The sequence below is a fragment of the Microbispora sp. H10670 genome (assembly GCF_014161385.1).
Lineage (GTDB): Bacteria > Actinomycetota > Actinomycetes > Streptosporangiales > Streptosporangiaceae > Microbispora > Microbispora triticiradicis.
The window spans coordinates 84,234-108,023 of record NZ_JABBWW010000010.1; the positions used below are offsets into that span (position 1 = coordinate 84,234).

Below are 23,790 nucleotides of genomic sequence, written 5' to 3' on the forward strand. Positions count from 1 at the left end.
CGCGGCTCCTGGCGCATGCCGCTCCGAGCCGAAGGCGAGGAGTTGGCATGAGCCGCCACACGCTGTCCGTCCTGACGGAGAACAAGCCGGGCGTGCTGGCCCGGGTCGCCGCGCTGTTCAGCCGCCGCGGCTTCAACATCGACTCCCTGGCGGTCGGGCCGACCGAGCACGACGACATCTCGCGGATGACCATCGTCGTGAACGTCGAGGAACTCCCGCTGGAGCAGGTCACCAAACAGCTCAACAAGCTGGTCAACGTCATCAAGATCGTCGAGCTCGACAACAGCCAGTCGGTGCAGCGCGAGCTGATGTTGATCAAGGTGAGGACCGACTCCGAGAGCCGGTCCCACGTCCTCGAACTCGTGAACCTCTTCCGGGCGCGCTGCGTGGACGTGGCCCCGGACGCGGTCACGATCGAGGTCACCGGGACGACCGACAAGCTGGACGCGTTCGTCCGGGTCCTTGAGCCGTACGGCATCAAGGAGCTCGTGCAATCGGGCATGGTGGCCATCGGCCGCGGCGCCCGTTCCATCACCGACCGCTCGCTCCGCGCGATCGACCGCAGCGCATAGCGCCGCGGTGGGACCGTACGGCGCGAGGGCAACTGTTCGAAAGGCAAGCATGTGACTGAGATCTTCTACGACGACGACGCCGATCTGTCGATCATCCAGGGCCGCCACGTCGCGGTGCTGGGCTACGGCAGCCAGGGCCACGCGCACGCGCTGAGCCTGCGTGACTCGGGCGTCGACGTCCGGGTCGGTCTGCCTGAGGGCTCCAAGAGCCGGGAGAAGGCCGAGGCCGACGGGCTGCGCGTGCTGTCGCCGGGCGAGGCCGTCGAAGAGGCCGACCTCACGATGATCCTCGCGCCGGACCACATCCAGCGGCACCTGTACGCCGAGCACGTCGCGCCGAACCTCGTCGAGGGCGACGCGCTGTTCTTCGGCCACGGCCTCAACATCCGCTACGGCCTCATCGAGGCCCCGTCGGGCGTCGACGTCGCCATGGTGGCGCCGAAGGGCCCCGGCCACCTCGTCCGCCGTCAGTACGCCGCCGGCCGCGGGGTGCCCTGCCTGGTCGCCGTCGAGCGCGACGCCACCGGCAGCGCCTGGCCGCTCGTGCTGTCGTACGCCAAGGGCATCGGCGGCACCCGGGCCGGCGCGCTCAAGACGACCTTCACCGAGGAGACCGAGACCGACCTGTTCGGCGAGCAGGCCGTGCTGTGCGGCGGTGTCTCCGAGCTGATCAAGGCTGGGTTCGAGACGCTGATCGAGGCCGGCTACCAGCCGGAGGTCGCCTACTTCGAGTGCCTCCACGAGATGAAGCTGATCGTCGACCTGATGTACGAGGGCGGCGTCTCCAAGATGTACTGGTCGGTGTCCGACACCGCGGAGTACGGCGGCTACACCCGTGGCCCGCGCGTCGTGAACGAGGAGACCAAGAAGGAGATGCGCCGCATCCTGGACGAGGTGCAGGACGGCCGCTTCGCCCGCGAGCTGGTCGAGGAGTTCGACGGCGGTCAGACCAACTTCAAGCGCTACCGCGAGGAGCTGGCCGCCCACCCCATCGAGGAGACCGGCGCCAAGCTCCGCCCGATGATGAGCTGGCTCAAGGGCGAGCAGGCCTGATCCTCCGAGCCGGGAAGCGTCCGACGCGACCTGAGGCCCGCCTGACCGCGGCGCCGTTCCCTGCCTGTGCGGCGGGGAGCGGCGCCGCGTCGCGTTTCCGGGCCCGCGTTCGTCACCCCAGCGTCCGCCGGCCCCGACACCTTGTCCGCCGGCTCCGCGTTCACCGGCCCCTCGGGCGCGGCGCCGCGCCCTGACCAGACCTGCCCTCGTGGCTGGTCAGGCCGGCATGGAGACCAGGAACTCGCAGTCGCCGAAGGCCACCTCGTCGCCGGCCCTGACGGTGGCGGGGCCGACCAGCCGCCAGCCGTTCAGCCGGGTGCCGTTCATCGAGCCGAGGTCGACGAGCAGCCAGGAGTCGTCCTGCCGCCGCAGTTCGGCGTGCATCCGGGAGACGGTCAGGTCCGCGAGGACCAGGTCGCAGGCGGATCCCCGGCCGACCAGATAGCGGGCCCGCCCGTCCGCGGGCAGGGCGAGGCGGGGGAGCCGCGGGCGCCGCCAGGCGGTCTCGATGCGGTTGCTCAGCTCCGACACCGAGGCGACCGCCTCGGTGATCCTTCTGCGCCAGCGCCCGCGCTGCGGCAGATCGGCGACCAGTTCGTCCAACTCGCCGCGGCTGCGCGCCCGAAGCGCCAGGTCGACCCGGCCGACGAAGGTCTCCATGGACAGGCGTCCTTCGGCGGCCCGGTCGCGGAGTTCGCTCAGCGCACGCTCGCGGTCCCCGTCGGAGGCGCGCACCGGGGGAGAGCTCATGACTGGAGTATCCGCCGCAGTGGTCCGAGGTGTCCAGAAGACGCCGTATTCCGCCGCCCCCGGCGTCGTCGCGCACCCGTTCCCTCGCTGTGCGTGATCACATTTAAGCCTCCCTCGGGGAATCTGACAAGATCGGTTACCTCCAACATCAAGATCTTTGTCATGTGCCGAATGTGCATTCCGATCGAATAGATCGTCTTTGACACTGAATTTGTCGGCATTCCCTACTTAAGGAGAGACCGTTGGTCCGCTCCCTCCTCCGTGTCCGGTGGTTGGCCGCCGCTCTCATCGTGGCTTGCGTCGCGGTGTTCGGCACGACCCCGGCGAACGCCGTCCCTCACCCCCCGAAGTCGGGCGTGACGACGGCAGGCGTGTACGCGCTCACCACGGGGTACAACGGCACCATCGGCAACACCCGTGGCTGGACGGTCACCTGGAAGGTCCCCGCCCTCAACAACGGCGGCACCGCCTGGGGTGCCATCGGGCAGTGGTACTACAACCTGGAGTCCGGCATCTACCGCGGGCCCAGCTCCTGGTCGGTCTACTACTACGGAGACGACAACGGCACGACCGGGAACAACTCGCTCTGCAACGCGAGCCTCTGGGGAAGCGGGGGCACCTGCACCGGCGTCATGACGAACCTCAACGTCGGACAGGAGCTCACCTTCATCTACGAGTGGTGTGACTCCAACCACTCGGCCAACGTGAACGGCACACTGCTCTGCCTGTACGTCGACCTGAAGGACGGCAACGGCAGGCGCTTCCTGGCGGACGACACCCGGACGACCGTGGAGATGTACGCCCACGACATCGAGGACTTCTCCGACTCCGGTCCGTCGTACCCGATCCCGCAGATCAGCTGCACCCAGCCGACCGTCATGGTCGCGCAGACGGTGAAGTCCACCTCCGGCACCTGGAGCAACATGACCGGCAGCCAGTGGAACTTCAACGACAGCACGCCGAACTACAAGTTCCAGAACACCAACACCTCGGCCAACCCGGCCACCTGGCAGTCGTGCACCGGCTGACCTGACCCGCACTGATCGGCTCACACCGATCGACTCGCACTGATCCCGGCCCGCGGCGCCGCCGCGGGCCGGGATCGCCGTGCGAGCCGGGGAGCTACCTATAGGTCCGGAGTGCTCCTGCCCCGGTGGATACCCGGTGCTGGAACCTGGTGACGGAAACCGCGTGGGCGTGCGGGACGACAACACAGTCCCGGCCGGGTCTGATGTCTCCCTGCAATCGGCCATGTACTGAATGTAAAATCATGGTGTGCAGCTCAGGTACAACTTCCGCCTCTACCCCACCCCTGGTCAGCGTGCTGCGCTGGCACGGGCCTTCGGGTGCGCGCGGGTCGTGTACAACGACGGGCTGCAGGCACGGCAGGACGCCCGGCAACAAGGCCTGCCGTACATCTCCGACGGGGAGTTGTCCAAGCGCGTCATTACGCAGGCGAAGAAAACCCCCGAGCGCGCCTGGCTGGGGGAGGTGTCCGCCGTGGTGTTACAGCAGGCACTGGCGGACCTGAACACCGCCTACCGCAACTTCTTCGCCTCGGCCACCGGTAAGCGGAAGGGGCCCAAGATCGCCCCGCCCCGCTTGCGATCCCGGAAAGACAACCGGCAGGCGATCCGCTTCACCCGCAACGCCCGCTTCTCCATCACTGCCGGGGCAAAGCTGCGCCTACCGAAGATCGGAGACATTCCAGTCCGCTGGTCACGGGATCTGCCCGCCGAACCGTCCAGTGTGACGGTGGTCAAGGACGCAGCCGGCCGATACTTCGCCTCGTTCGTCGTCGCCACCAGCGATGTCCCGCTCCCGGAGTCGGCCGCCGACGTGGGGATCGACCTGGGCCTGTCCCACTTCGCGGTCACCTCCGACGGCCGCAAGGTGGACAACCCGCGTTTCCTCCGGCGGGCCGAGCGACGTCTGCGCAAGGCACAGCAGGATCTCAGCCGGAAGGCCAAAGGATCGAACAATCGCAAGAAAGCCGTCGTGAAGGTTGCCAAGGCGCATGCCCGTGTGGCCGACACCCGCCGCGACGGGGCGCACAAGCTCTCCACCCAGATCATCCGCGACAACCAAGCGGTGTACGTGGAGAACCTTGCCGTGTCCGGCCTCGGTCGTACCCGCCTGGCGAAGTCCGTCCATGACGCGGGCTGGTCATCCTTCGTCGGCATGCTGGAGTACAAGGCAGCCCGGTACGGCCGCCACTTCGCCAAGATCGACCGGTGGTTCCCCAGTTCGAAGTTGTGCTCGGAGTGTGGGGCACTGACCGAGGCGATGCCGTTGAACGTCCGGTCGTGGCAGTGCCCATGCGGGGCGGTCCACGACCGGGACGTCAACGCGGCCCGTAACATCCTGGCCGCCGGACGGGCGGACAGGCTAAACGCCTGCGGAGGGACCGTAAGACCCGCCGCTTAGCGGAGGGCAGGACCTGATGAAACAGGAAGCCACAGAGGTGCCGCACGCGCGGCACGGGCTGAATCCCCAGCCCTCAGGCTGGGGAGCGCGTCAATGCCGGCCGAAGTCCTGCGTCCAGTAGTTGCCGGAGGCGACGTATCCCACGCCGATGTCGGTGTAGGTGCAGTTGAGGATGTTCTGCCGGTGTCCGGAGCTGTTCATCCAGCCCTGCACCACCGCCTGGGCCGAGGGGTAGCCCATGGCGATGTTCTCGGCGGCGGCGCGGAAGGAGTAGCCCGCGGCCTTGATGCGGTCCGCGAAGGACCGGCCGTCCTTCGACGTGTGGTCGAAGTACTTCTGCGCGGACATGTCGGCCGAGTGGCCGTACGCGGCGGTGCGCAGCCGCGCGTCGTGCTTCAGCGGGCCACAGCCCGCCTTGGCCCGCTCGACGTTGGTGAGGCGGACGACCTCGTTCTCGACGGCGGTGCCCACCGTCGTGCCGCTCGTCGGAGAGGCGCTGGGCGCCTGACTGACGGTGGGCTTCGCCGACGGGCTGGGGGCGGGGGTCCCAGGGGTGGGGGTCACGGGACCGGGTGTGGGGGTGGTCGCCGAAGGACTCGGCACGGGTGTGGGGGAGGAGCAGTCGAGTCGCACCGGCTTCGACCGCGACACGTGGCCGCGGTAGTCGGTGACGAAGCTGTAGTAGACGCCGTTGACGCAGGTCACGTTCACCGTGACGCGTGCGTTGCGGACCGCCTTCGAGCCGCTCTTGACCACGCGGTCGGGGCCCGGCCTGCTCTTCAGGATCCGGACCCGGAACCGGGCGCCGTTCTCGCAACCGGCCCGCGAGCCCGCCGCGCGGATCTTTCCGTCCACGGTGACGTACGGCTTCGCGGCGGCGACCCGGCAGCCCGCGTGCTGGACCTCGGCCTGAGCGGGGCCGGCGGACAAGCCGATGGCCGCGATGCTCCCGAGGCACAGGACCGCTCCGAGCGCTCTGTTCACGATCGTTCCTCCAGTGGGGGTTAGACGCTGGGGAAGTCGTCATTATGGTGCGCTCCGACCTCACATGTCCGAAAAAATCCCCCCAACCTCGTAAATATCTACCTTCCCTTAAGTTTCACTTATCCCTCCCACCCCACGCGACGGCGGACAACCCGCAGGTCACGGTCGTGTTACGAGGAGGGGGCCGCCTTAAGGTGCGGTCAACCGTCCGGGAGCGCCTCGGAGGGTCTCGGTGCGGCGTGCGGAGCGGCCGGGGGATCGGCGCGGCTCAGCGGCGCGGCCGGGAAAGCGCTCCGAGTCAGCGGCGCGGCCAGGGGAGCGGTGCGGTCGGGGGAGCGGTGCGGTCGGGGGAGCGGTGCGGCTCAGCGCTCCGGAGAGGTGTGGTCCCGCCGGGGAAGGAGGGGGCAGGCCGCTATGCGCCGGACCGCTCGGAGCCGGACCGCTCCGGGTCGGACCGTTCTGTGCCGGACCGTTCTGGGCGCGCGTGCGCCATCGCCTCGGCCAGGCGGGCGGCGGTCAGGTCGTATCGGAACGTCATCAGCACGCCCGCGAACGTGATCAGGGCGGGCACCGCCGTCACGCCGATCATCACGGCGAGGTGGGCGCTCTCGGGCTGGGTCACCGGGTGGTCGGGATCGGACGACAGGAAGCCTCCGGCGCTCAGCACCCAGCCGTAGATGGTCGCGCCCAGCGCCGCCACCGCGTTCTCCACGGCCGTCCACAGGCCCGTGAAGACGCCGCCCCTGCGCTCGCCGCTCACCACGCCGTCATGGGCGATCACGTCGGCGAGCATGGAGTACTGCAGCAGCTGCAGACCGGCGTAGCCGATGCCGACGACCATCACGCACAGGTGCGCGTACAGGGCGCCGAGGGCCGGCGTCGCGAGGAGCAGCAGCCCGCCGCCCGCGAACATCGTGCCGGAGAGGATCATCGCCCCGCGCTTGTCGAGTCTGCGGGCCAGCCACACCCACAGCGGCATGGTGACCAGCATCGGGCCGACGAGCGCCGCGAAGAGCGTGGTGGTGGCGTCCGGGTCGCCGATGATGTAGGCCGCGAAGTAGGGCGAGCCGGCCAGCATCACGCCCACCCCGAGCGTCTGCGCCGAGCTCAGCCCGAGCAGCCACATGAACGGCCTGCTCGTGCGGGCCGCGGCGAGTTGCTCCCGCAGCGTCCCCTCGGACTTCTGCTGCCCGGTGAAGGGGGCGCGGGCGGTGCCGAAGAACGAGGCCAGCATCGAGGCGAGCAGGACCAGGCCGAAGACGACGCCCATGGTCCGGTATCCCCCGGCCGTCCCACCGGCGATCGCGGGCGCGAGGATGCCGCTCATCGCGATCGAGATCGCGATGAGCACCATGCGCCACTGCAGCAGCGAGGTCCGCTCGTGGTAGTCCGTGGTCATCTCCGCCGGCATCGCCTTGTACGGCACCTCGTACAGGGCGTATCCGGTCGCGGCGGCCAGGAACGTGAGGCCCACGTAGACGGCGGCGGGCGCCCCGGTCAGCGGCGGCCCGGCGAACATCAGGGCGAACGACACCGGCAGCACGACCGCCCCGGCGAGCAGCCAGGGACGGCGGGGGCCCCAGCGCGAGACCGTGCGGTCCGACCAGCGGCCGACCAGCGTGTTGGCGATCAGGTCCCACGCCTTGGGGAGGAAGAGCACGACGCCCGCGAGCGCGGCCGGCACCGCCAGCACGTTCGTCATGTAGAAGAGCAGCAGCAGCCCGGGGATCGTGGAGAAGTTGGCCGTGCAGAACGAGCCGACGGCGTACCCGAGGCGCACACCGAGGGACACTGCCGAGGGGGAGGGCGTCGCCGCGGTGGGAGCCATGGCGTCATTCAAGCCGAGCGCGGGCTCCGCCGGAAGATCTCCCCGGCAACGGTTCGGCGGCTACCGGCTCCGGGCTCGCTCAGTCGCGTACGTCGGGGCAGACGACGTGCGCGCCGATCTCGATCAGGCGGCGCTCGGTGTGCGCGTCGGCGACGCGGGCCATGAGCACCGGGGCCTCGCTCGCGGCGAGCTGCGGCAGCCGGGCCCGCACGCGGCGGTGCAGTTCCTTCACGATGTCGTCGGCGACGGGGGTGCGCACCTTGACGTGCAGCATGATCCCCCACAGGCCCGCGGCGGTCCGCGCCTCGCAGATCCACACGTGGTGGACGAGGGGATACTCGCGCAGCAACTCGGCGATCGCCACCCGCAGCGCGGGCAGGATCGGGTGGCTCGTCCTGCGGTAGCCGGGATCGACGACCTGCATCGCCCCCGACAGGTGCTGGCGGGGCGCCGGGATCCACTGCGACGGCAGCCCGGCGGGCGCGGCCGGAGCCGGGGCCGGGGCGGGCGGCGGAGCGGCCGGCCGCGCGGCCTGCGCGCGGCTCACGGTCGCCATCGCCCCCGTGGCGTACGCCGTGGGGACGGGTGAGCCCAGGGCCGACAGGGCCGGCGTGGGCCCGGTGCGGGTCGCCTCCAGGTAACGCCGCAGGTCGTCGATCGGCACCGCGGCGGCGGCGGGACCGGCCGCGTCGATCACGATCTCCCGCACGCCGGTGACGCGCTGGATGTCGAGGACGGTGTCGGCGTCGCAGGCCGACAGGGAGTGGCTGCCACGGTGCCGGGCGTACGTCGCCTCGGACGTGTAGCCGAGCAGAACACGTTCGCCGTTCTGCGTCGTGCCGAGCACCACGGAGCGGTCGGGACGGACCGCCACCAGGATGCCCCACTCCGCGAGGGCCGCCAGGAGCTGCCGGGGGCTGCCATGCCGCGCGAGAACGTCGCCCAGGGAGGGGTTCCCGATGCTCATAGCCAGCACGATAGGGACTGGACCATGGCGAAACAGGCTAATCCCCAAGATTAGGTGCGATCAATACCAAGATGGCGACAGTCCGGATGGGATCTCGCGAGGCGGGGTACACCGACCGATCGGGCCTTTACATGAGGGAGTCTCATGACTCCCCTCCGTCACAGAGGCACCTCCGCCGTGGCCCTCCGCCGTGGCGCGGGCCCGGCGGAACCGGCAGCGCCGGGGGCGCCGATCTGAGACCTGGTCGTCGTGCCGCCGCGACGCCTACGTGACCTTGGCCGCCGTCTCGTATGCCGGGCTCTCGTGAGGACTTTCACAAGCCCCGGATAGACTCGCGTCGTCCAGGCAGTCGCACCTCACGAAGGACTCATCCAGTGACCAAGCCCGTCGTACTCGTCGCAGAAGAGCTCTCCGAAGCGGGCCTCGCCGTGCTCGGCGCGGATTTCGAGGTCCGGCAGACCGACGGCGCCGACCGGTCGCAGTTGCTGCCCGCCCTCGCCGACGTGGACGCCCTGATCGTCCGCAGCGCCACCCAGGTGGACGCGGAGGCCATCGCCGCCGCGCCGAAGCTGCGCGTCGTCGCCCGCGCGGGCGTGGGCCTGGACAACGTCGACGTCGAGGCCGCGACCAAGGCCGGCGTGATGGTCGTCAACGCGCCCACCTCCAACATCACCAGCGCCGCCGAGCACACGGTCGCCCTGATCCTCGCCAGCGCCCGCAACGTCGCCCAGGCGCACACCGCGCTCAAGGGCGGCGAGTGGAAGCGCTCGAAGTACACCGGTGTCGAGCTGGACGAGAAGGTCGTCGGCATCCTCGGCCTCGGCAAGATCGGTCAGCTCGTGGCGCAGCGGCTCCAGCCGTTCGGCGTGGAGCTGATCGCCTACGACCCCTACCTGCAGCCGGCCCGCGCCGCCCAGATGGGCGTGCGGCTGGTGTCGCTGGACGAGCTTCTCCAGCAGGCCGACTTCATCACGGTCCACCTGCCCAAGTCGAAGGAGACCGTCGGTCTCATCGGCGACCGCGAGCTGCACATCGTCAAGCCGACCGTCCGGCTGGTCAACGTCGCCCGCGGCGGGATCATCGACGAGAACGCCCTCTACTCCGCGCTGAAGGAGGGCCGCGTCGCGGGCGCCGGCATCGACGTCTTCGCCAAGGAGCCCTGCACCGACAGCCCGCTGTTCGAGTTCGACCAGGTCGTGGCCACGCCGCACCTCGGCGCCTCCACCCACGAGGCCCAGGAGAAGGCCGGCACTCAGGTCGCCCGCAGCGTCAAGCTCGCGCTCGCCGGGGAGTTCGTGCCCGACGCCGTGAACGTCCAGGGCGGCGCGGTGGCCGAGAGCGTCAAGCCGGGCCTGCCGCTCACCGAGAAGCTCGGGCGCATCTTCACCGCGCTCGCCGGGGAGGTCGCGACCAGCCTGGACATCGAGGTGCGCGGCGAGATCTCCGCGCAGGACGTGCGGGTGCTGGAGCTGGCCGCGCTCAAGGGCGTCTTCTCCGGCGTGGTGGAGGACGCGGTGACCTACGTCAACGCGCCGCTGCTGGCCAAGGACCGCGGGGTGATCGTCGAGCTGGTCACCAGCGCGGAGAGCCCCGACTGGCGCAACGTCATCACGGTCCGCGGCGTGCTCGCCGACGGCCGTGCGGTCTCGGTCTCCGGCACGCTGTCCGGCCCGCGGCAGATCACCAAGATCGTCGAGGTCAACGGCTACGCGATGGAGATCGAGCCCACCGAGCACCTGGCGTTCTTCACCTACACCGACCGTCCCGGCATCGTGGGCACCGTCGGCCGCCTGCTCGGCGAGCACGGCGTGAACATCGCCTCGATGCAGGTCTCCCGTGACGTGAAGGGCGGCAAGGCGCTGATCGCGCTGACCGTCGACACCGCGATCCCGTCCGAGGTCGTCGAGCAGATCGCCGGGGAGATCGGGGCCGACAGCGGCCGCTCGGTCGACCTGGAGGACTGATCCCCCGGAGGTCCGGTCATTCGGAACCGTCGAGAACGGCCCGGCGCGCACGTGCCGGGCCGTTCTGTTCTCCTCCCGTTCGCGGACCGGGGTCTCACGATGCGAGATACTAGGTCGTCCTAGGAGATTCTGGGGTACTGTTTCAGATGACGCCCCGCACTTCGCACCTGCCGCGACGGAGCCTGATCAGGGCAGGCCGGTCCGCCGTGGAGCGTGACGTCATCGGCCTTCGGCCCACCTGTGGCGCGTGACCCGCGGTCCACCGGTGGCCCGGGTACCAGGATCCGCGACGCGCAGAGACGCACCGCGGACGTACGGACATTCACTCCTCGGTCGAATGTGGGATTTCGCCATGTACGAGATGTATCCCTGGAACCGCGCCCCCTCGAACCGCGCCGACGAGGCGGAGGACGAGGCGGCCGCCGCCCTGCAGATCGCGCTGGACCGCCGCGACAACGGAGGCGCGCCCCAGCGCTGACCCCGGCGCCGACCCCGGCAGTGGACCGAATGGTGAGATCGGTGTTTCGGTCTCCGAGACAACCGGTAAGGTGAACGCATGGAGTCGAGCAACATCCGCCTGGCAGTCATCCCCGGTGACGGTATCGGCACCGAGGTCGTCGCCGAAGGCCTCAAGGTCCTCAACGCCGCGGGCGTCAAGTCCGAGACCACCGAATACGATCTCGGCGCCAGGCGTTACCACGCCTCCGGTGAGACGCTTCCCGACGAGGTGCTCGACGAGCTGCGCGGCTACGACGCGATCCTGCTGGGCGCCGTGGGCGACCCGAGTGTGCCGCCCGGCGTCCTGGAGCGCGAACTGCTGCTGCGCCTGCGCTTCGAGCTCGACCACTACGTGAACCTCCGCCCGGTCAAGCTGTTCCCCGGTGTGGCGACCCCGCTCGGGCAGGCGGGGCCCGAGGACATCGACATGGTCGTCGTCCGGGAGGGCACCGAGGGCCCGTACGCCGGGGCGGGCGGCGTCATGCGCCGCGGCACCCCGCATGAGATCGCCACCCAGGAGTCGCTGAACACGGCCTACGGCGTCGAGCGCGTCGTGCGCTACGCCTTCGAGAAGGCGCTGGCCCGGCCGCGCCGCAAGCTGACCCTCGTGCACAAGACCAACGTGCTGACCTACGCGGGCGACCTGTGGGCCCGCACCGTCGACCGGCTGAGCCTGGAGTTCCCGGAGGTCGAGACCGACTACTGCCACGTCGACGCGGCCTCGATGTTCTTCGTCAGCCAGCCGCAGCGCTTCGACGTCATCGTCACCGACAACCTGTTCGGCGACATCCTGACCGACATCGGTGCGGCGGTGGCGGGCGGCATCGGCCTCGCGGCCAGCGGAAACGTCAACCCGGCCCGCACGGCGCCGTCCATGTTCGAGCCCGTCCACGGCAGCGCCCCCGACATCGCCGGCCAGGGCAAGGCCGACCCGACCGCCACGATCCTGTCGGTCGCCATGCTCCTCGACCATCTCGGCCACGCCGGGACCGCGGCCCGCGTGGAGCAGGCCGTGGCCGACGACCTGGTGGAGCGCCAGAGCGCCTGGACCGCCAGGTCCACCCGTGAGATCGGCGACGACATCGCCGCCCGAGTAGCCGGCTGATCCCGGCCGCTCACCCAGACGACGCGCATGGCGGCCCGGTATGGGCCGCCATGCGCTTTTTCATACCTGTCGAATGCCCTAGTTTTCCCTTAGCCGACTCGTCGCACAATGACTACGACGACGAAGAGAGAAGGACCTCGCCATGACCACCCATCTCAGGTTCGACGTGCAGCACAACCCCCAGGCCCGCGGTGCGGCCGAGCGTGAGCGGATGCTGGCGAGCCCCGGCTTCGGCCAGGTCTTCACCGACCACATGGTCTCCATCGACTACACCGAAGGGGAGGGCTGGCACGACGCGAGGCTCCAGCCGTACGGCCCGCTGGTGCTCGATCCCGCCACCGCGGTGTTCCACTACGCCCAGGAGCTGTTCGAGGGGCTCAAGGCCTATCGGCAGTCGAACGGGTCGATCGTCGCCTTCCGGCCGTACGCGAACGCGGCGAGGTTCAACCAGTCCGCGGCCCGGATGGCGATGCCCGCGCTTCCGGAGGAGACGTTCGTCGAGTCGCTCGAACTCCTCGTCCAGACCGACCGCGACTGGGTGCCGACGGCCGAGGGCCACAGCCTCTACCTACGCCCCTTCATGATCGCCACGCAGACCGCGCTGGGCGTGAACCACCCCTCGCAGAAGTACAAGTTCCTGGTCATCGCCTCGCCCGCCGCGTCGTACTTCACCGGCGGCCTGAAGCCGGTGTCGGTCTGGCTGTCCACCGAGTACACCCGGGCGGCGCCCGGCGGCACCGGGTTCGCCAAGTGCGGCGGCAACTACGCGGCGGCCTTCGTGGCCCAGCGGCAGGCCGTCGAGGAGGGCTGCGACCAGGTGGTCTGGCTCGACGCCTTCGAGCACCGGTGGGTCGAGGAGATGGGCGGGATGAACCTGTTCTTCGTCTTCGGCGACCGCCTCGTCACCCCGTCGCTCACCGGGACCCTGCTGCCGGGCATCACCCGTGACTCGATCCTGAGCCTCGCCGGCGAGCTGGGCTACACGGTCGAGGAGGGCAAGATCTCGATCGAGGACTGGCAGGCGGGCTGCGAGTCGGGCGAGCTCACCGAGGTCTTCGCCTGTGGCACCGCGGCGGTCGTGACCCCCGTCGGCTCGGTGAAGGGCACCGACCGGAGCTGGACCGTGGGCGACGGCACCCCCGGACCCGTCACCATGCGGATCCGCGAGGAGCTCGTCGGCATCCAGTACGGCGCCCGCCCCGACACCCACCACTGGGTGCACAAGATCTGCTGACCTGGGTCGCGGCGGCCCGCGCCGCCGGCCCCACACTCAGCCGGGGCAGGTCGTGCCCCCTCCGAGGAGGGACAGCGACAGCAGCCCGCCGAGCACGCCGGCTCCGCCCCTGCCGTCGTCACCCAGCAGGGGCCGGGGGTCCGGGCACGGCGCCGGCGTAGCCGGAACGGGAGAGGTCGGAAGGGGTGCCGGCGCGGGTGCCGGGGTCATCGTGACCGTGACGGTGACCGTGGGCACCGGAGCCGGCCTGGCGGCGGGCGTCGCCCGCGGCGAGGGGGCGGCACTCACGGTCACGCGGGGGCCGGCGATGGTGACGTGCTGGGTGATGTTGCAGACCCGGGCGCGCCGGCACAGCGCGTTCTGCACGTTCGAGGAGCCGCCGGAGGTGTTCGCCGAGGTGTGCTGGTAGCCGTGGTTGCGGGTGGAACCGCCCGTGACCGACCTGTCTCCCCGGGCGTTGCCCGGCTGCTCCCCACCGGGGGCCCGGACGACGTTCCGCTCGGCGCGGCCGTGCCCGTTGTCGGCGGCGGCGCCCATCGGAGCGACGCCGGTGATGAAGGCGGTCGAGGCCGAGGCGCCGGCGACGAGGAGACCGGCGACCCTGCCTGTGAGAAACGCCCCGCCGCGCCGGTGAGTCATTCGTCGCCCCCTGCTTCTTCCTGTGCGTCACGCTTTCGGGCATGACGTTCTCCCGCGAACGAGCCGGGTGGTCGGCCCGCGAACAAGAACCGCTTCGCGAGCGTACTCGCCGAAGGAACGCCGATCATGAGTCCGGCGCCTTCATGGCGGGTTATTACTCCGCCATTGCCCTGGCCCGTACGGCCGTGCACCGAGGGTTGCCACAGCAGGGGTGACCTGCGCGTTCGCCTACTCTGGAGAGGGGAGGCCGGAGGAAGGGCGCCGCGGTGATGAAGCCGACGATCGACTACGAGGCGGTGTTCAGGGCGGGCCAGGCCCCCTCGCTGATCCTGACTCCCGATCTCGTCATCGTCGCCGCCAACGACGCGTACCTGAAGGTGGTCGGCCGTACGGCGAAGGACCTGCTGGACAGGTCTCTGTTCGCCGCCTTCCCGCCCAACCCCGGAGCGCCCCTGGATACCGGGGCACAGGGGGCGGCCAGCCTGCGCGCCTCGCTGGAGCAGGTGCTCACCACGCGGCGGCGGAACTTCATGCCGCTGCAGCGGTACGACGTCGAGGCGCCCGGCAGGCCGGGGGTGTTCGAGGAGCGATACTGGAGCACGGTCAACACGCCCGTGCCCGGCCCTCGCGGCGAAGTAGAGTGGATCATCCTCAGCACCGAGGAGATCACCGATCTCGTCCAGGCGCTTCGGCGGCCGCCGGCGGCCGCGGAGGAGGGCAGGGCCGGCGAGGTCGGTCCCCCGGCCAGGGATGTGGACACCTTCACACGTGGGTTGCAGGCGCTCAACGAGGAACTCAGGCAGGCGCACAAGGAGCAGCACCACACGATCTCCGCGCTGCGCGAAAAGATCTCCGTGCTGCGCGAGGCCATCGAGCGGCAGCGGCGGCTGGTCTTCGAAGCCTCGCACGACCTCCGCAACCCCATCACCGGCCTGATGATCGAGCTGGAGTGCGCGCTTTCCGAACCCGGCATCGACCTGCAGCGGATTCTGCGGAAATCCCTCTGCGACGCCGAGCGGCTCAACGACATCGTGGCCGACCTGCTCGATCTCGCGCGGGTGGACACCGAGTCCGGCGAGCCTCCGGCCCAGACGGTCGACCTCGCCGAACTCGTCACCGACGAGCTGGACCGCCGCGTTTCGGGCACCGCGGTCGCCGTCCACACCCGCCTCGCCCCTGACGTACTGGTGCGGGCCTCGCGGATCCGGCTGGCCCGCCTGCTGGGCAACCTGATTGCCAACGCCGAACGGCACGCCCGCACGAAGATCGAGATCCACGTGAGCGCCGCTCCGCCCGACGCCGTCCTGGAGGTCGCCGACGACGGTCCCGGCATCCCCCCGGCGGACCGCGAGCGGGTCTTCGAGCGCATGTACCGCCGGAGGGAGGCCCGGGAACGGGACCCCGGCGGCTCGGGGCTCGGCCTGACCATCGCGCGGGCGATCGCAGAGATGTACGGCGGCACCCTGTGCGTCGCCGACAGCCCCGTCGGCGCCAGGCTCGTCCTGCGTCTGCCTCTCGCGTCGTAGAGGCGGGCCGGTCAGGCGGAACAGGGTCCGCGGGCGGTGGACGCGGTTCCGCGTCCCGATCAGCGCGGGCCGGCGGCGTGCTTCCGGATGAGGGTGAGCCCGTCGGCGACGGACAGCAGCACGCTGGTGACCCTGTCGTCACGCGCCACGAAGTCGTTGAACTCCCGCATCACCGGGACGTTGCCGCCCGCGGCGGGGTCGGTGATCGCGCCGTGCTGGAGCGTGTTGTCCACCGCGATCAGACCGCCGGGCCTAAGCCGGGCCAGGACCTCCTCGTAGTAGACGGGATAACCCGCCTTGTCGGCGTCGATGAAGGCGAAGTCGACGTGCTCGTGCGGGGGCATCGCCCGCAGCGTGTCGGCGGCCGGGCCGAGGCGCAGTTCGACGCGGCCGTCGAGCCCCGCCTTCGCCCAGTAACGCCGGGCCACGGAGGTCCACTCCTCGCTCACGTCGCAGGCGATCAACCGGCCGTCGGCGGGCAGCCCTCTGGCGATGCAGATGGAGGAGTACCCGGTGAAGGTCCCCACCTCGACGGCAAGCCGGGCGCCGCTGAGCTGGACGAGCAGGGTGAGCAGGGTGCCCTGCTCCGGGGCGATCTGCATGGTGCTGCGGTCGCCCATCAGCCGGCGGGTCTCCTCCGCCAGTTCGGCGAGCAGGGCGTCGGGCGGGGTGGTGTAGGCGGCGGCGTACTCGGCGACGGCGGGCGTGATGAATTCGGCGGCCTTCATGGTGATCACTTTAGGCGGTGACCGCTGAGCTGGCCGGACACTCGCGCACATCTCGTAGGATGAGATCGATGTGCCAGAGGGTGACCGGCTGTGGCAAACTGCTGAGCACCATGAACAACGGTCTGCTCATTATCGGCAGGCGCGCCGGCTGAAGGACATCGCCGGCGCGCAGACCTCTCACGTCCGTGAGGGGTCTTTTTGTTTGGGCCCCGCACCGGTGAACAGGTCGGCGAAGACAGTTCCGTGAACACAGGCCAACGAACACAGGCCAACGAATACAGGCCGACGAACACAGCCCGGTGAACATAGCGCGCGGCGAGACACGCGACCCCGCGAAGGAGACACAGAGATGGCCGACGACCGCTTCCACGTGTACGACACGACGCTCCGCGACGGGGCCCAGCAGGAGGGGCTCAACCTGAGCGTCGCCGACAAGCTGGCCATCGCGCGGCACCTGGACGGCCTCGGAGTCGGCTTCATCGAGGGCGGCTGGCCGGGCGCCAACCCCAAGGACACCGAGTTCTTCCGGCGGGCTCAGACCGAGCTCGACCTGAAGCACGCGCAGCTCGCCGCTTTCGGCGCGACCCGCCGGGCGGGCCTGAAGGCCGCCGACGACCCTCTGGTGGCCGCGCTGCGCGAATCCGGCGCGCCGGTCGTGACGCTTGTCGCCAAGAGTCACGACCGGCACGTCGAACTGGCCCTGCGGACCACGCTGGAGGAGAACCTCGCGATGGTCCGCGACACGGTCTCCCACCTGGTCACGGAGGGCCAGCGGGTCTTCCTCGACGCCGAGCACTTCTTCGACGGCTACCGGTCGAATCCCGCGTACGCGCTGGAGGTGCTGCGGACGGCGGCGGAGGCGGGGGCCTCCGTGATCGCGCTGTGCGACACCAACGGCGGCATGCTCCCCGACGAGCTGGCCGACGTGGTGCACGACGCGGTCGGCACGGGGGCCCGCGTCGGCATCCACTGCCACGACGACACGGGCTGCGCGGTCGCCAACACCCTCGCCGCGGTCAGGGCCGGCGCCACCCACGTGCAGGGCTGCGCCAACGGGTACGGCGAGCGCTCCGGCAACGCCAACCTGTTCACCGTGGTCGCGAACCTCCAGCTCAAGCGGGGCTTCGACCTGGTGCCGCCGCAGTCGCTCCGCGACATGACCCGCATCGCGCACGCGATCACCGAGGTCACCAACGTCACGCCCAACTCCCACCAGCCGTACGTCGGCATGTCGGCCTTCGCGCACAAGGCGGGCCTGCACGCCTCCGCGATCAAGGTGGACCCGAACCTCTACCAGCACATCGACCCCGCCCAGGTCGGCAACGACATGCGCATGCTCGTCTCCGACATGGCCGGCCGGGCCTCGGTCGAGCTCAAGGGCCGCGAGCTGGGTTACGAGCTCAGCGGCGACCAGTCGCGGTGGCTGGTCGAGCGGGTGAAGGAGCTGGAGGCCAAGGGGCACACGTTCGACGCCGCCGACGCGTCCTTCGAGCTGCTGCTGCGCGACATGGTCGAGGGCGGGAACCGGCGCCACTTCACGGTCGAGTCGTGGCGGGTCATCGTCGAGCGCCGGCCGGCCGGCGACGTGGTCAGCGAGGCGACGGTGAAGCTGCACGCCAAGGGGGAGCGGATCGTCGCGACCGGCGAGGGCAACGGCCCGGTGAACGCGCTCGACCGCGCGGTGCGACTCGGCCTGGAGAAGCTGTACCCTGAGCTGGCCGAGGTCGAGCTGATCGACTTCAAGGTGCGGATCCTCGAAGGCACCCACGGCACGGACGCGGTGACGCGGGTGCTGATCACCTCCAGCGACGCGACCGGCGAGTGGGCCACGGTCGGTGTCGCGGAGAACGTCATCGAGGCGTCCTGGCAGGCGCTGGAGCAGGCGGTGACCTATGGTCTGCTGCGGGCCGGCCACAGCGCCTGACCTCTGCGGCACCCGACGGGCCGGGATGATCGGATTGCGACCGGTTGGTCACGAGACGTGAGAGAACGTCTGTGGTTTTAGTGACATTTGGTCTACTTAGTGCTTAGATAGGCGAAGCTCCTGAGGCGGTCTTCGCCATGACGGCGATCCCGGCCACGGTTCCAGCCTCAGCGTCCATGCTCTGGCTCAACGGAGGGTGACGGCAAGAAGCATCTGCGCACCGAACCCCGTGCTGTCGCGACCTGCCCGGCTTCTGATCGTCCCCCCGGGAGCGGCCGGTGCCGCGAGAGCCGAGCCACGTCCATCACCATGACCAGCCACGTGACTGCTTTCGGTTCGAACACTTTTCGGACATCAGTCATCCCCTCGCTGGCACACCCGGAATGGGAGGGTCTTGTGATCACCTCGCCGTCTTACTACGACCAGATCGGTGGCGCGCCGGTCGTGCGCGACGTCGTCGACGCCTTCTACGTGCGCGTGCTCGCCGACGACGACCTGAAGCCGTACTTCGCCGGCATCGACATGCCCAGGCTGAAGCGGCACATGGTCGTGCTGCTGTGCTCCGTCCTCGGCGGCCCGGAGCCGTACGAGGGCCGTGACCTCGGAGAGGCGCACGCCGGCATGGGCGTCACGTCCGAGCACTACGACAAGGTCGGCGAGCACCTGTTCGCCGTCCTGGAGGCCGGCGGCGTCGGCGAGGACATCCTGCGCGACGTCGGCCTGGTGCTGGGCAAGGTGAAGCCGTCCATCGTGGCCGGCCCCTCGGATACGACGGCGGAAACGGCCGGCTGAGTGGACACGCAGGCTCTCAAGGACAGCTGGCACCTCGTCTCCCGTTCGGGTGACCAGGTGCCGCTGTACTTCTACTCCGTTCTTTTCCTGATGAATCCGGACGTGCGGGACATGTTCCCCGTGTCCATGGCGCGTCAGCGCGACCGGCTCGTGGGCGCGCTCGGGCACGTCGTCAGCAACGTCGACCAGGTGGAGGGCGTCGTCCCGTTCCTCCAGCAGCTCGGCCGCGACCACCGCAAGTTCGCGGTGACCGCCGCGCACTACCCCGCCGTCGGCCAGGCCCTGCTCGCCACGCTCGAACACTTCCTCGGCGACCGGTGGACCCCCGCCCTCGCGCACGACTGGACGCAGGCCTACAACCTGGTCGCCCAGGTGATGGTCGAGGCGTCCAACGAGGCGGCGAAGGTGTCCCCGCCGTGGTGGGAGGCCGAGATCATCGGCCAGGAGAACCGCACGCTCGACATCGCCGTCATCCGGGCGAGGCTGAACTACCAGTACCCCTTCCGCCCGGGGCAGTCGGCGTCGATCTCCTACTCCATGCGGCCGCGCATCTGGCGGTTCTACTCGTTCGCCAACGCCCCGCGCCAGGACAACACCATCGACCTGCACGTACGCATGGTCGACGGCGGCGCGCTCAGCTCCGCGCTGGTGATGGGCGCGCGCCGCGGCGACGTCCTGCGCGTCGGCGCGGCCGTGGGCGAACGGCTGACGCTCGCCCCGGAGGTCCAGGGCGACCTGCTCATGATCGCGGGCGGTACCGGCCTCGCGCCGCTCAAGGCGCTGGTGGAGCAGATCGCCTTCGAGGGCCCGTCGCGCAGGGTGGACCTCGTCGTCGGCGCCCGTACGTCGAGGGACTTGTACGACCTGGAGGCGCTGGGCAAGATGGCGGCCGAGCACCCCTGGCTCAACGTCGTCCCGGTCGTCTCCCACGACCCGTTCTACCGGGGCACCCGCGGATACGCCGTGGACGTCGCGTTGCAGGGATGGCGTGGCCAGCACGTCTTCGTCTGCGGCTCGGAGGAGATGGTGCAGGCCACGAACGGACGGCTGCTGGACGCCGGCGTGCCGTCCGAGCAGATCCACTTCGACGAGTTCACGAGCGACAGAGGTCGGGAGTCATGACGGCGGAGATGCCTTGGGGAAGCCCGGCGGGTGAGCGCCAACCCCTCACCCCGGATCGGGTACGCAAGCACGAGTTCACGCGCACCCCCCTTGGGCGCCGTGGCTACAGCGAGGACGAGGTGCGGGCGTTCCTGTACCGGGTCGCGGACGACATGGCCGCCAGCGACAAGGAGAAGGCGGACCTGCGGGCGTACATCGACCGCATGAAGCAGTGGTACAAGGAGCACGGCCTCAACCCCGAGCAGGCCACCGGGCCGCAGACCCCGAGCGTCGACGCGATCAACATTCTCTCCCGCGCGCAGCAGACCGCCGACGCCCAGATCGCCGAGGCGGAGGACTACGCCCGGCGGATCGTCGGCCAGGCCCGCCAGCAGTACGAGGAGATGCTGACGGAGGCGCAGCGCCAGGCGGAGGAGGCGGCCAACCAGGCGGTCGGCGCCTACCGCGCGGGCGACGGGGTCCAGAGCGCCGAGGCCGAGGAGCTGGAGCGCCGGATCGCCTACCTGCGTACGTTCGCCGACGTCACGCAGGTGCAGTTGCGCGCGGTCCTGGAAGGGCTCGCCAACGAGGTCGGCAAGCTCGGCCACGTGCCGGACAAGGCCAAGCAGGTCGCGGCCGGCTCCCCTTCGGTCTACGGGTAGCCGCCCGCCGGCCCCCAGGGGGAGGGCTACGACAGCGTGCCGGACGAACTCGTGCGCAGCGTGACCGGACCGGCCGGAGTATGCACGATCAGCGTGCGTCCCGAGCAGGTGACATCCGGCCGGTCGGTCCCGGGCACCACCACGGTCAGCAGCGAACGGGCCACGGGCGAGACGATCACGCCGGCGGGCTCCTTGCGCATGTACCCCGGCGAGATCCAGCCCTGGTAGGGCGAGGTCCGTCCGCGCACCACCCGCTGGCCTCCGACCGGCCGGCACGAAGGCATCGCGAGCTGGACGATCGACGCCTTCCACCCGCCGTCGGCGACCACCACCCGGCCGCCCGCGTTCGACACGACCTTCAGGTCCGGGGCGAGGTGCCACAGGTTGCGCAGCTTGCCTCCGCCGCCGTCGAGCACCGCCATCACGTCCTGGTGATGGCTGACCAGCACCGACCGCGTGCGCGCCACGCCGTACGCCCGGTCGGTGAACGTGAACGACTGCCGTTCCTTGTCCAGCGACCGGCGCACGAGCTTGGTGGGGGTGTGCCCCCGGAACCTCCGGCCCACGAGGACCGGCACGTTGTGGGCCTCCGGGCTCAGCGTCCACCGCCGGTACGGCGTGTTCTCGTAGGAGTGGAAGCCCGCCTCCGTGAGGATCGAGCGGCCCTGGGCGTAGTAGGTGACGCCCATGTGGTCCTCGTGGCCGTGGAACTTCAGCGCCGGGCCGAACCGGATCGAGTAGTAGGCCGACTGCGGGTCGGCCCAGGCCGTACGGCCGAAGACGTATCCCGCGTCGAAGACCTGCACGGTGGCGTCGGCGTGGTCGAACGCGGCGGGCTGGACGTCCGCGGGCCCGTCGCCGACCGGCACCATGTAGCCGTTCGGCTGGGTCGCGGCGCTGATGTGCCGGGGCAGGCTCTCCCAGCGGCTCGCCAGCGCCGCCGGCACCTTCATCCCGCAGTCCCTGATCGTGTCGACCGCCACCCTGAGCCGGTCGTGCACGTAGATCGCGTAGCGTGGCGCCTGCTCGCGCAGGGCGCCCTGCCCGTCGATGTCGAGCGTCATCGACTTGACCATCCGGCGTACGGCGAGGTTCTTCCACGCCGGGTTGCCGTAGCGGCAGCCGATGCGCAGCAGGCCGATGTCCTGGTCGAGCCCGTGGTTGTGGCCGAGTTCGTAGTGCTTGGGGTCCGCCAGCAGCTTCGCGTGCAGGGCGAGGCTCGACGTGAGCCAGCGCTCCTTCACGTACCTGCTCAGGCACACCAGGGCCGGGGCGCGCAGCGCGATGGGATGCTCGGCCCAGGCGTACCTGGCGGTCGTCCGGCCGCCGTACGGGTTGTCCGCGACCCAGTCCCTGGCGATCTCGACGGCCCGGTCGAGGTAGTCGGTCTTGCCCGTCGACTCGTAGTCGGCCACGAGCCGGCCCATCCACCGCAGCGACTGGAACACCATCTGCCAGGACCGGTTCCGGTACGGGTCCATGCGCCAGTTGACGTCCTTGCCCACGGTGACGGCGGGGAGAGCGAGGAAGGACAGCCTGCCGTTCATGATGTCGGGGGAGGTGGGGGTGGCGGGCAGCCAGTCCCCCTGGCACTCCGGCGTGCGCTGCGGCGTCCGGGCCGCGGCGGGCACGGCCGTCGTGGCGGCGAGCGCGCTCAGGGGGAGCGCGGCCGACAGGAGGAGGGCGGTGAGGCGGCGGGGCACGCCGGTTCCTTCCGGGATTCAGGGCAGGGGTGCGCCATGCTGTCCGGTTCTTGATGATCTGGTCAAGCCGCTTTGATCACAACTACGCAACTGACCTCGGTCTTCGCCCTGTCGTCACCCGGTGATCGCCCCGCTGTCGCCCCGCCGTACCGCCGTCGTCGCTCACCGTGGCGAACGCGCCCTGCCGTCCTTGGCCGGATCCTTACGCGAAACGGCCGTCCGGCCGCTCGTGCGTCCCGGACGGGGTCTGCCAGCCTGGTCGCCATGCTCGCACCGTTCCCCGAGACTCCCGCCGCCGCGGCGGCGCTGGCCGCGGCGACCAGGTTCTGCCCGCCCGCGCTGCTCAACCACTCGATCAGGTCCTACCTGTGGGGCGCCGGGTACGCTCGCGCGCACGGGATCGGCTTCGACGACGAGCTGTACTACGTGTCGTCCCTGCTGCACGACGCCGGGCTGACCGAGACGTTCGACAGCCACCGCGTGCCGTTCGAGGAGGCGGGAGGACGTCTCGCCTGGGTCTTCGGCCTGGCGGCGGGCTGGCCGGCGGAGCGGGCCGCGCGGGCCGAGGAGATCATTGTCCTGCACATGCGCGACGACGTCTCCGCGTCGGAGGACCCCGAGTCGCACCTCCTGCAGGTCGCCACGTCCTGGGACGTGTCCGGGCGGCGGCCCGGGGAGTTCCCGGGGGACGCCCGGGCCGCCGTGCTGAGCCGCTATCCCCGGCTCGGGTTCGGTGCGGAGTTCCTGGCCGCCTTCGAGGAGCAGGCGCGGCGCAAGCCGGGCTGCGCGGCGGCCCGCTCCGTCGACGGCGGCGTCGGCGCCCGGATCGCCGCCAACCCCCTGGACGCCTGATCCCGCCGCCTGATCCCGCCGCCTGGCCGGCCGCCCGGCGCGACCGGGCGGCCCGGCCGGGTCAGTCCTCCTTGGGCCCGGCGCTCTCGACCACCTCGAAGGACCACAGCTCGGAGCCGGTCGCGGCGGGACCGCCGTGCCCGTGCCCGTGACCCTGCCCGTGCCCGTGCCCGTGGCCCTGGTTCTCCCCCTGTGCGGCGGCCTCGGCCGCGGCCCGCGCGTGTCCCGCCTGGAACGCCTGGCTCTCCTGCCAGCGCCGGAAGTCCTCCTCGCTACGCCAGCGGGTGTAGACCAGGTAGCGGTCGCCGCCCTCGACCGGCCGCAGCAGCTCGAACCACTCGAACCCGTCGGCGGACTCCACCATCCCGGCCCGGCCCGCGAACCGCTGCTCCAGTTCGCGCCGCATCTCCTCGGGCACCGTCAGCACGTTGATCTTCACGACCGAAGGCACATCGACTCCCGTACGCTCGACTTCATCCGA

General features: G+C 70.4%; 22 protein-coding genes. 14 read left to right on the top strand and 8 right to left on the bottom strand.

The genetic code is table 11. The features are described 5' to 3' along the window. Nucleotides 1-47: 47 nt before the first annotated feature. Nucleotides 48-572, top strand: a complete 525-nt coding sequence (gene ilvN / locus HHX33_RS16395) for an acetolactate synthase small subunit (RefSeq protein ID WP_111698790.1) — start codon at nt 48-50, stop codon at nt 570-572. 60 nt (nt 573-632) lie between these two features. Next, complete coding sequence (ilvC, locus tag HHX33_RS16400) at nt 633-1,625, top strand: ketol-acid reductoisomerase (RefSeq protein WP_111698911.1); 993 nt, start codon at nt 633-635, stop codon at nt 1,623-1,625. 216 nt (nt 1,626-1,841) lie between these two features. Here the strand turns inward: ilvC and HHX33_RS16405 are convergent, their stop codons facing one another. Next, complete coding sequence (locus HHX33_RS16405; RefSeq protein ID WP_111698788.1) at nt 1,842-2,375, bottom strand: DUF1707 and FHA domain-containing protein; 534 nt, start codon at nt 2,373-2,375, stop codon at nt 1,842-1,844. A gap of 242 nt (nt 2,376-2,617) precedes the next feature. Here HHX33_RS16405 and HHX33_RS16410 point away from each other — a divergent pair, with 242 nt between their 5' ends. After that, the gene (locus tag HHX33_RS16410; protein WP_111698784.1) at nt 2,618-3,403 is read left to right on the top strand and encodes a hypothetical protein; all 786 of its coding nucleotides are present in this window, start codon (nt 2,618-2,620) and stop codon (nt 3,401-3,403) included. Nucleotides 3,404-3,650: 247 nt separating this feature from the next. Then, nucleotides 3,651-4,802, top strand: a complete 1,152-nt coding sequence (locus HHX33_RS16415; RefSeq protein ID WP_182875365.1) for an RNA-guided endonuclease InsQ/TnpB family protein — start codon at nt 3,651-3,653, stop codon at nt 4,800-4,802. 90 nt (nt 4,803-4,892) lie between these two features. On the opposite strand, the gene HHX33_RS16420 is transcribed toward HHX33_RS16415, so the two are convergent. The 3 genes from HHX33_RS16420 to HHX33_RS16430 all read right to left on the bottom strand — a co-directional run bounded on the left by HHX33_RS16420 (nt 4,893) and on the right by HHX33_RS16430 (nt 8,581). After that, complete coding sequence (locus tag HHX33_RS16420) at nt 4,893-5,786, bottom strand: CAP domain-containing protein (protein ID WP_220501868.1); 894 nt, start codon at nt 5,784-5,786, stop codon at nt 4,893-4,895. A gap of 412 nt (nt 5,787-6,198) precedes the next feature. Next, entirely contained in the window at nt 6,199-7,614 is a 1,416-nt protein-coding gene (locus HHX33_RS16425; RefSeq protein WP_182875366.1) for an MFS transporter, read from the bottom strand. A gap of 79 nt (nt 7,615-7,693) precedes the next feature. Further along, nucleotides 7,694-8,581, bottom strand: a complete 888-nt coding sequence (locus HHX33_RS16430; protein ID WP_182875367.1) for a hypothetical protein — start codon at nt 8,579-8,581, stop codon at nt 7,694-7,696. 374 nt (nt 8,582-8,955) lie between these two features. On the opposite strand from HHX33_RS16430, the gene serA reads away from it, so the two are divergent. The 4 genes from serA to HHX33_RS16445 all read left to right on the top strand — a co-directional run bounded on the left by serA (nt 8,956) and on the right by HHX33_RS16445 (nt 13,382). Beyond that, nucleotides 8,956-10,545, top strand: coding sequence for a phosphoglycerate dehydrogenase (gene serA, locus HHX33_RS16435; protein WP_182875368.1), 1,590 nt, complete (start codon nt 8,956-8,958; stop codon nt 10,543-10,545). Nucleotides 10,546-10,897: 352 nt separating this feature from the next. Then, entirely contained in the window at nt 10,898-11,023 is a 126-nt protein-coding gene (locus HHX33_RS36110) for a hypothetical protein (RefSeq protein WP_259402543.1), read from the top strand. A 78-nt stretch (nt 11,024-11,101) separates the two neighbouring features. Then, entirely contained in the window at nt 11,102-12,148 is a 1,047-nt protein-coding gene (locus HHX33_RS16440) for a 3-isopropylmalate dehydrogenase (RefSeq protein WP_182875369.1), read from the top strand. A gap of 142 nt (nt 12,149-12,290) precedes the next feature. Continuing rightward, a complete protein-coding gene (locus tag HHX33_RS16445; RefSeq protein WP_182875370.1) occupies nt 12,291-13,382 on the top strand; it encodes a branched-chain amino acid aminotransferase in 1,092 nt (363 codons plus the stop codon). Between the two features lie 36 nt (nt 13,383-13,418). On the opposite strand, the gene HHX33_RS16450 is transcribed toward HHX33_RS16445, so the two are convergent. Beyond that, on the bottom strand, nt 13,419-14,021 hold the full coding sequence (locus tag HHX33_RS16450) for a hypothetical protein (RefSeq protein WP_182875371.1): 603 nt from the start codon (nt 14,019-14,021) through the stop codon (nt 13,419-13,421). Between the two features lie 269 nt (nt 14,022-14,290). Between HHX33_RS16450 and HHX33_RS16455 the strand changes: the two genes are divergently transcribed. Next, complete coding sequence (locus HHX33_RS16455; RefSeq protein WP_182875372.1) at nt 14,291-15,547, top strand: PAS domain-containing sensor histidine kinase; 1,257 nt, start codon at nt 14,291-14,293, stop codon at nt 15,545-15,547. Between the two features lie 59 nt (nt 15,548-15,606). Here HHX33_RS16455 and HHX33_RS16460 read toward each other — a convergent pair whose 3' ends face one another. Continuing rightward, a complete protein-coding gene (locus HHX33_RS16460) occupies nt 15,607-16,275 on the bottom strand; it encodes an O-methyltransferase (protein WP_182875373.1) in 669 nt (222 codons plus the stop codon). A 349-nt stretch (nt 16,276-16,624) separates the two neighbouring features. Here HHX33_RS16460 and cimA point away from each other — a divergent pair, with 349 nt between their 5' ends. From cimA to HHX33_RS16480, 4 genes are all read left to right on the top strand, one after another. Further along, nucleotides 16,625-18,199: a citramalate synthase gene (gene cimA, locus HHX33_RS16465; protein WP_182875374.1), complete on the top strand. Its 1,575-nt coding sequence runs from the start codon at nt 16,625-16,627 to the stop codon at nt 18,197-18,199. 396 nt (nt 18,200-18,595) lie between these two features. Continuing rightward, nucleotides 18,596-18,991, top strand: a complete 396-nt coding sequence (locus HHX33_RS16470; RefSeq protein ID WP_182881368.1) for a group I truncated hemoglobin — start codon at nt 18,596-18,598, stop codon at nt 18,989-18,991. Further along, complete coding sequence (locus HHX33_RS37230) at nt 18,992-20,113, top strand: globin domain-containing protein (RefSeq protein WP_182875376.1); 1,122 nt, start codon at nt 18,992-18,994, stop codon at nt 20,111-20,113. After that, nucleotides 20,110-20,754: a DivIVA domain-containing protein gene (locus tag HHX33_RS16480; protein WP_310738145.1), complete on the top strand. Its 645-nt coding sequence runs from the start codon at nt 20,110-20,112 to the stop codon at nt 20,752-20,754. The genes HHX33_RS37230 and HHX33_RS16480 overlap by 4 nt, the downstream gene beginning before the upstream one ends. A gap of 26 nt (nt 20,755-20,780) precedes the next feature. On the opposite strand, the gene HHX33_RS16485 is transcribed toward HHX33_RS16480, so the two are convergent. Continuing rightward, a complete protein-coding gene (locus HHX33_RS16485) occupies nt 20,781-22,457 on the bottom strand; it encodes a heparinase II/III domain-containing protein (protein WP_182875377.1) in 1,677 nt (558 codons plus the stop codon). Between the two features lie 264 nt (nt 22,458-22,721). Here HHX33_RS16485 and HHX33_RS16490 point away from each other — a divergent pair, with 264 nt between their 5' ends. Continuing rightward, nucleotides 22,722-23,309 (top strand): cyanamide hydratase, encoded by a 588-nt coding sequence (locus HHX33_RS16490; protein ID WP_182875378.1) that lies wholly within the window; start codon nt 22,722-22,724, stop codon nt 23,307-23,309. A gap of 61 nt (nt 23,310-23,370) precedes the next feature. Here HHX33_RS16490 and HHX33_RS16495 read toward each other — a convergent pair whose 3' ends face one another. Further along, on the bottom strand, nt 23,371-23,760 hold the full coding sequence (locus HHX33_RS16495; protein WP_182875379.1) for an antibiotic biosynthesis monooxygenase family protein: 390 nt from the start codon (nt 23,758-23,760) through the stop codon (nt 23,371-23,373). Between the last annotated feature and the right edge of the window lie 30 nt (nt 23,761-23,790).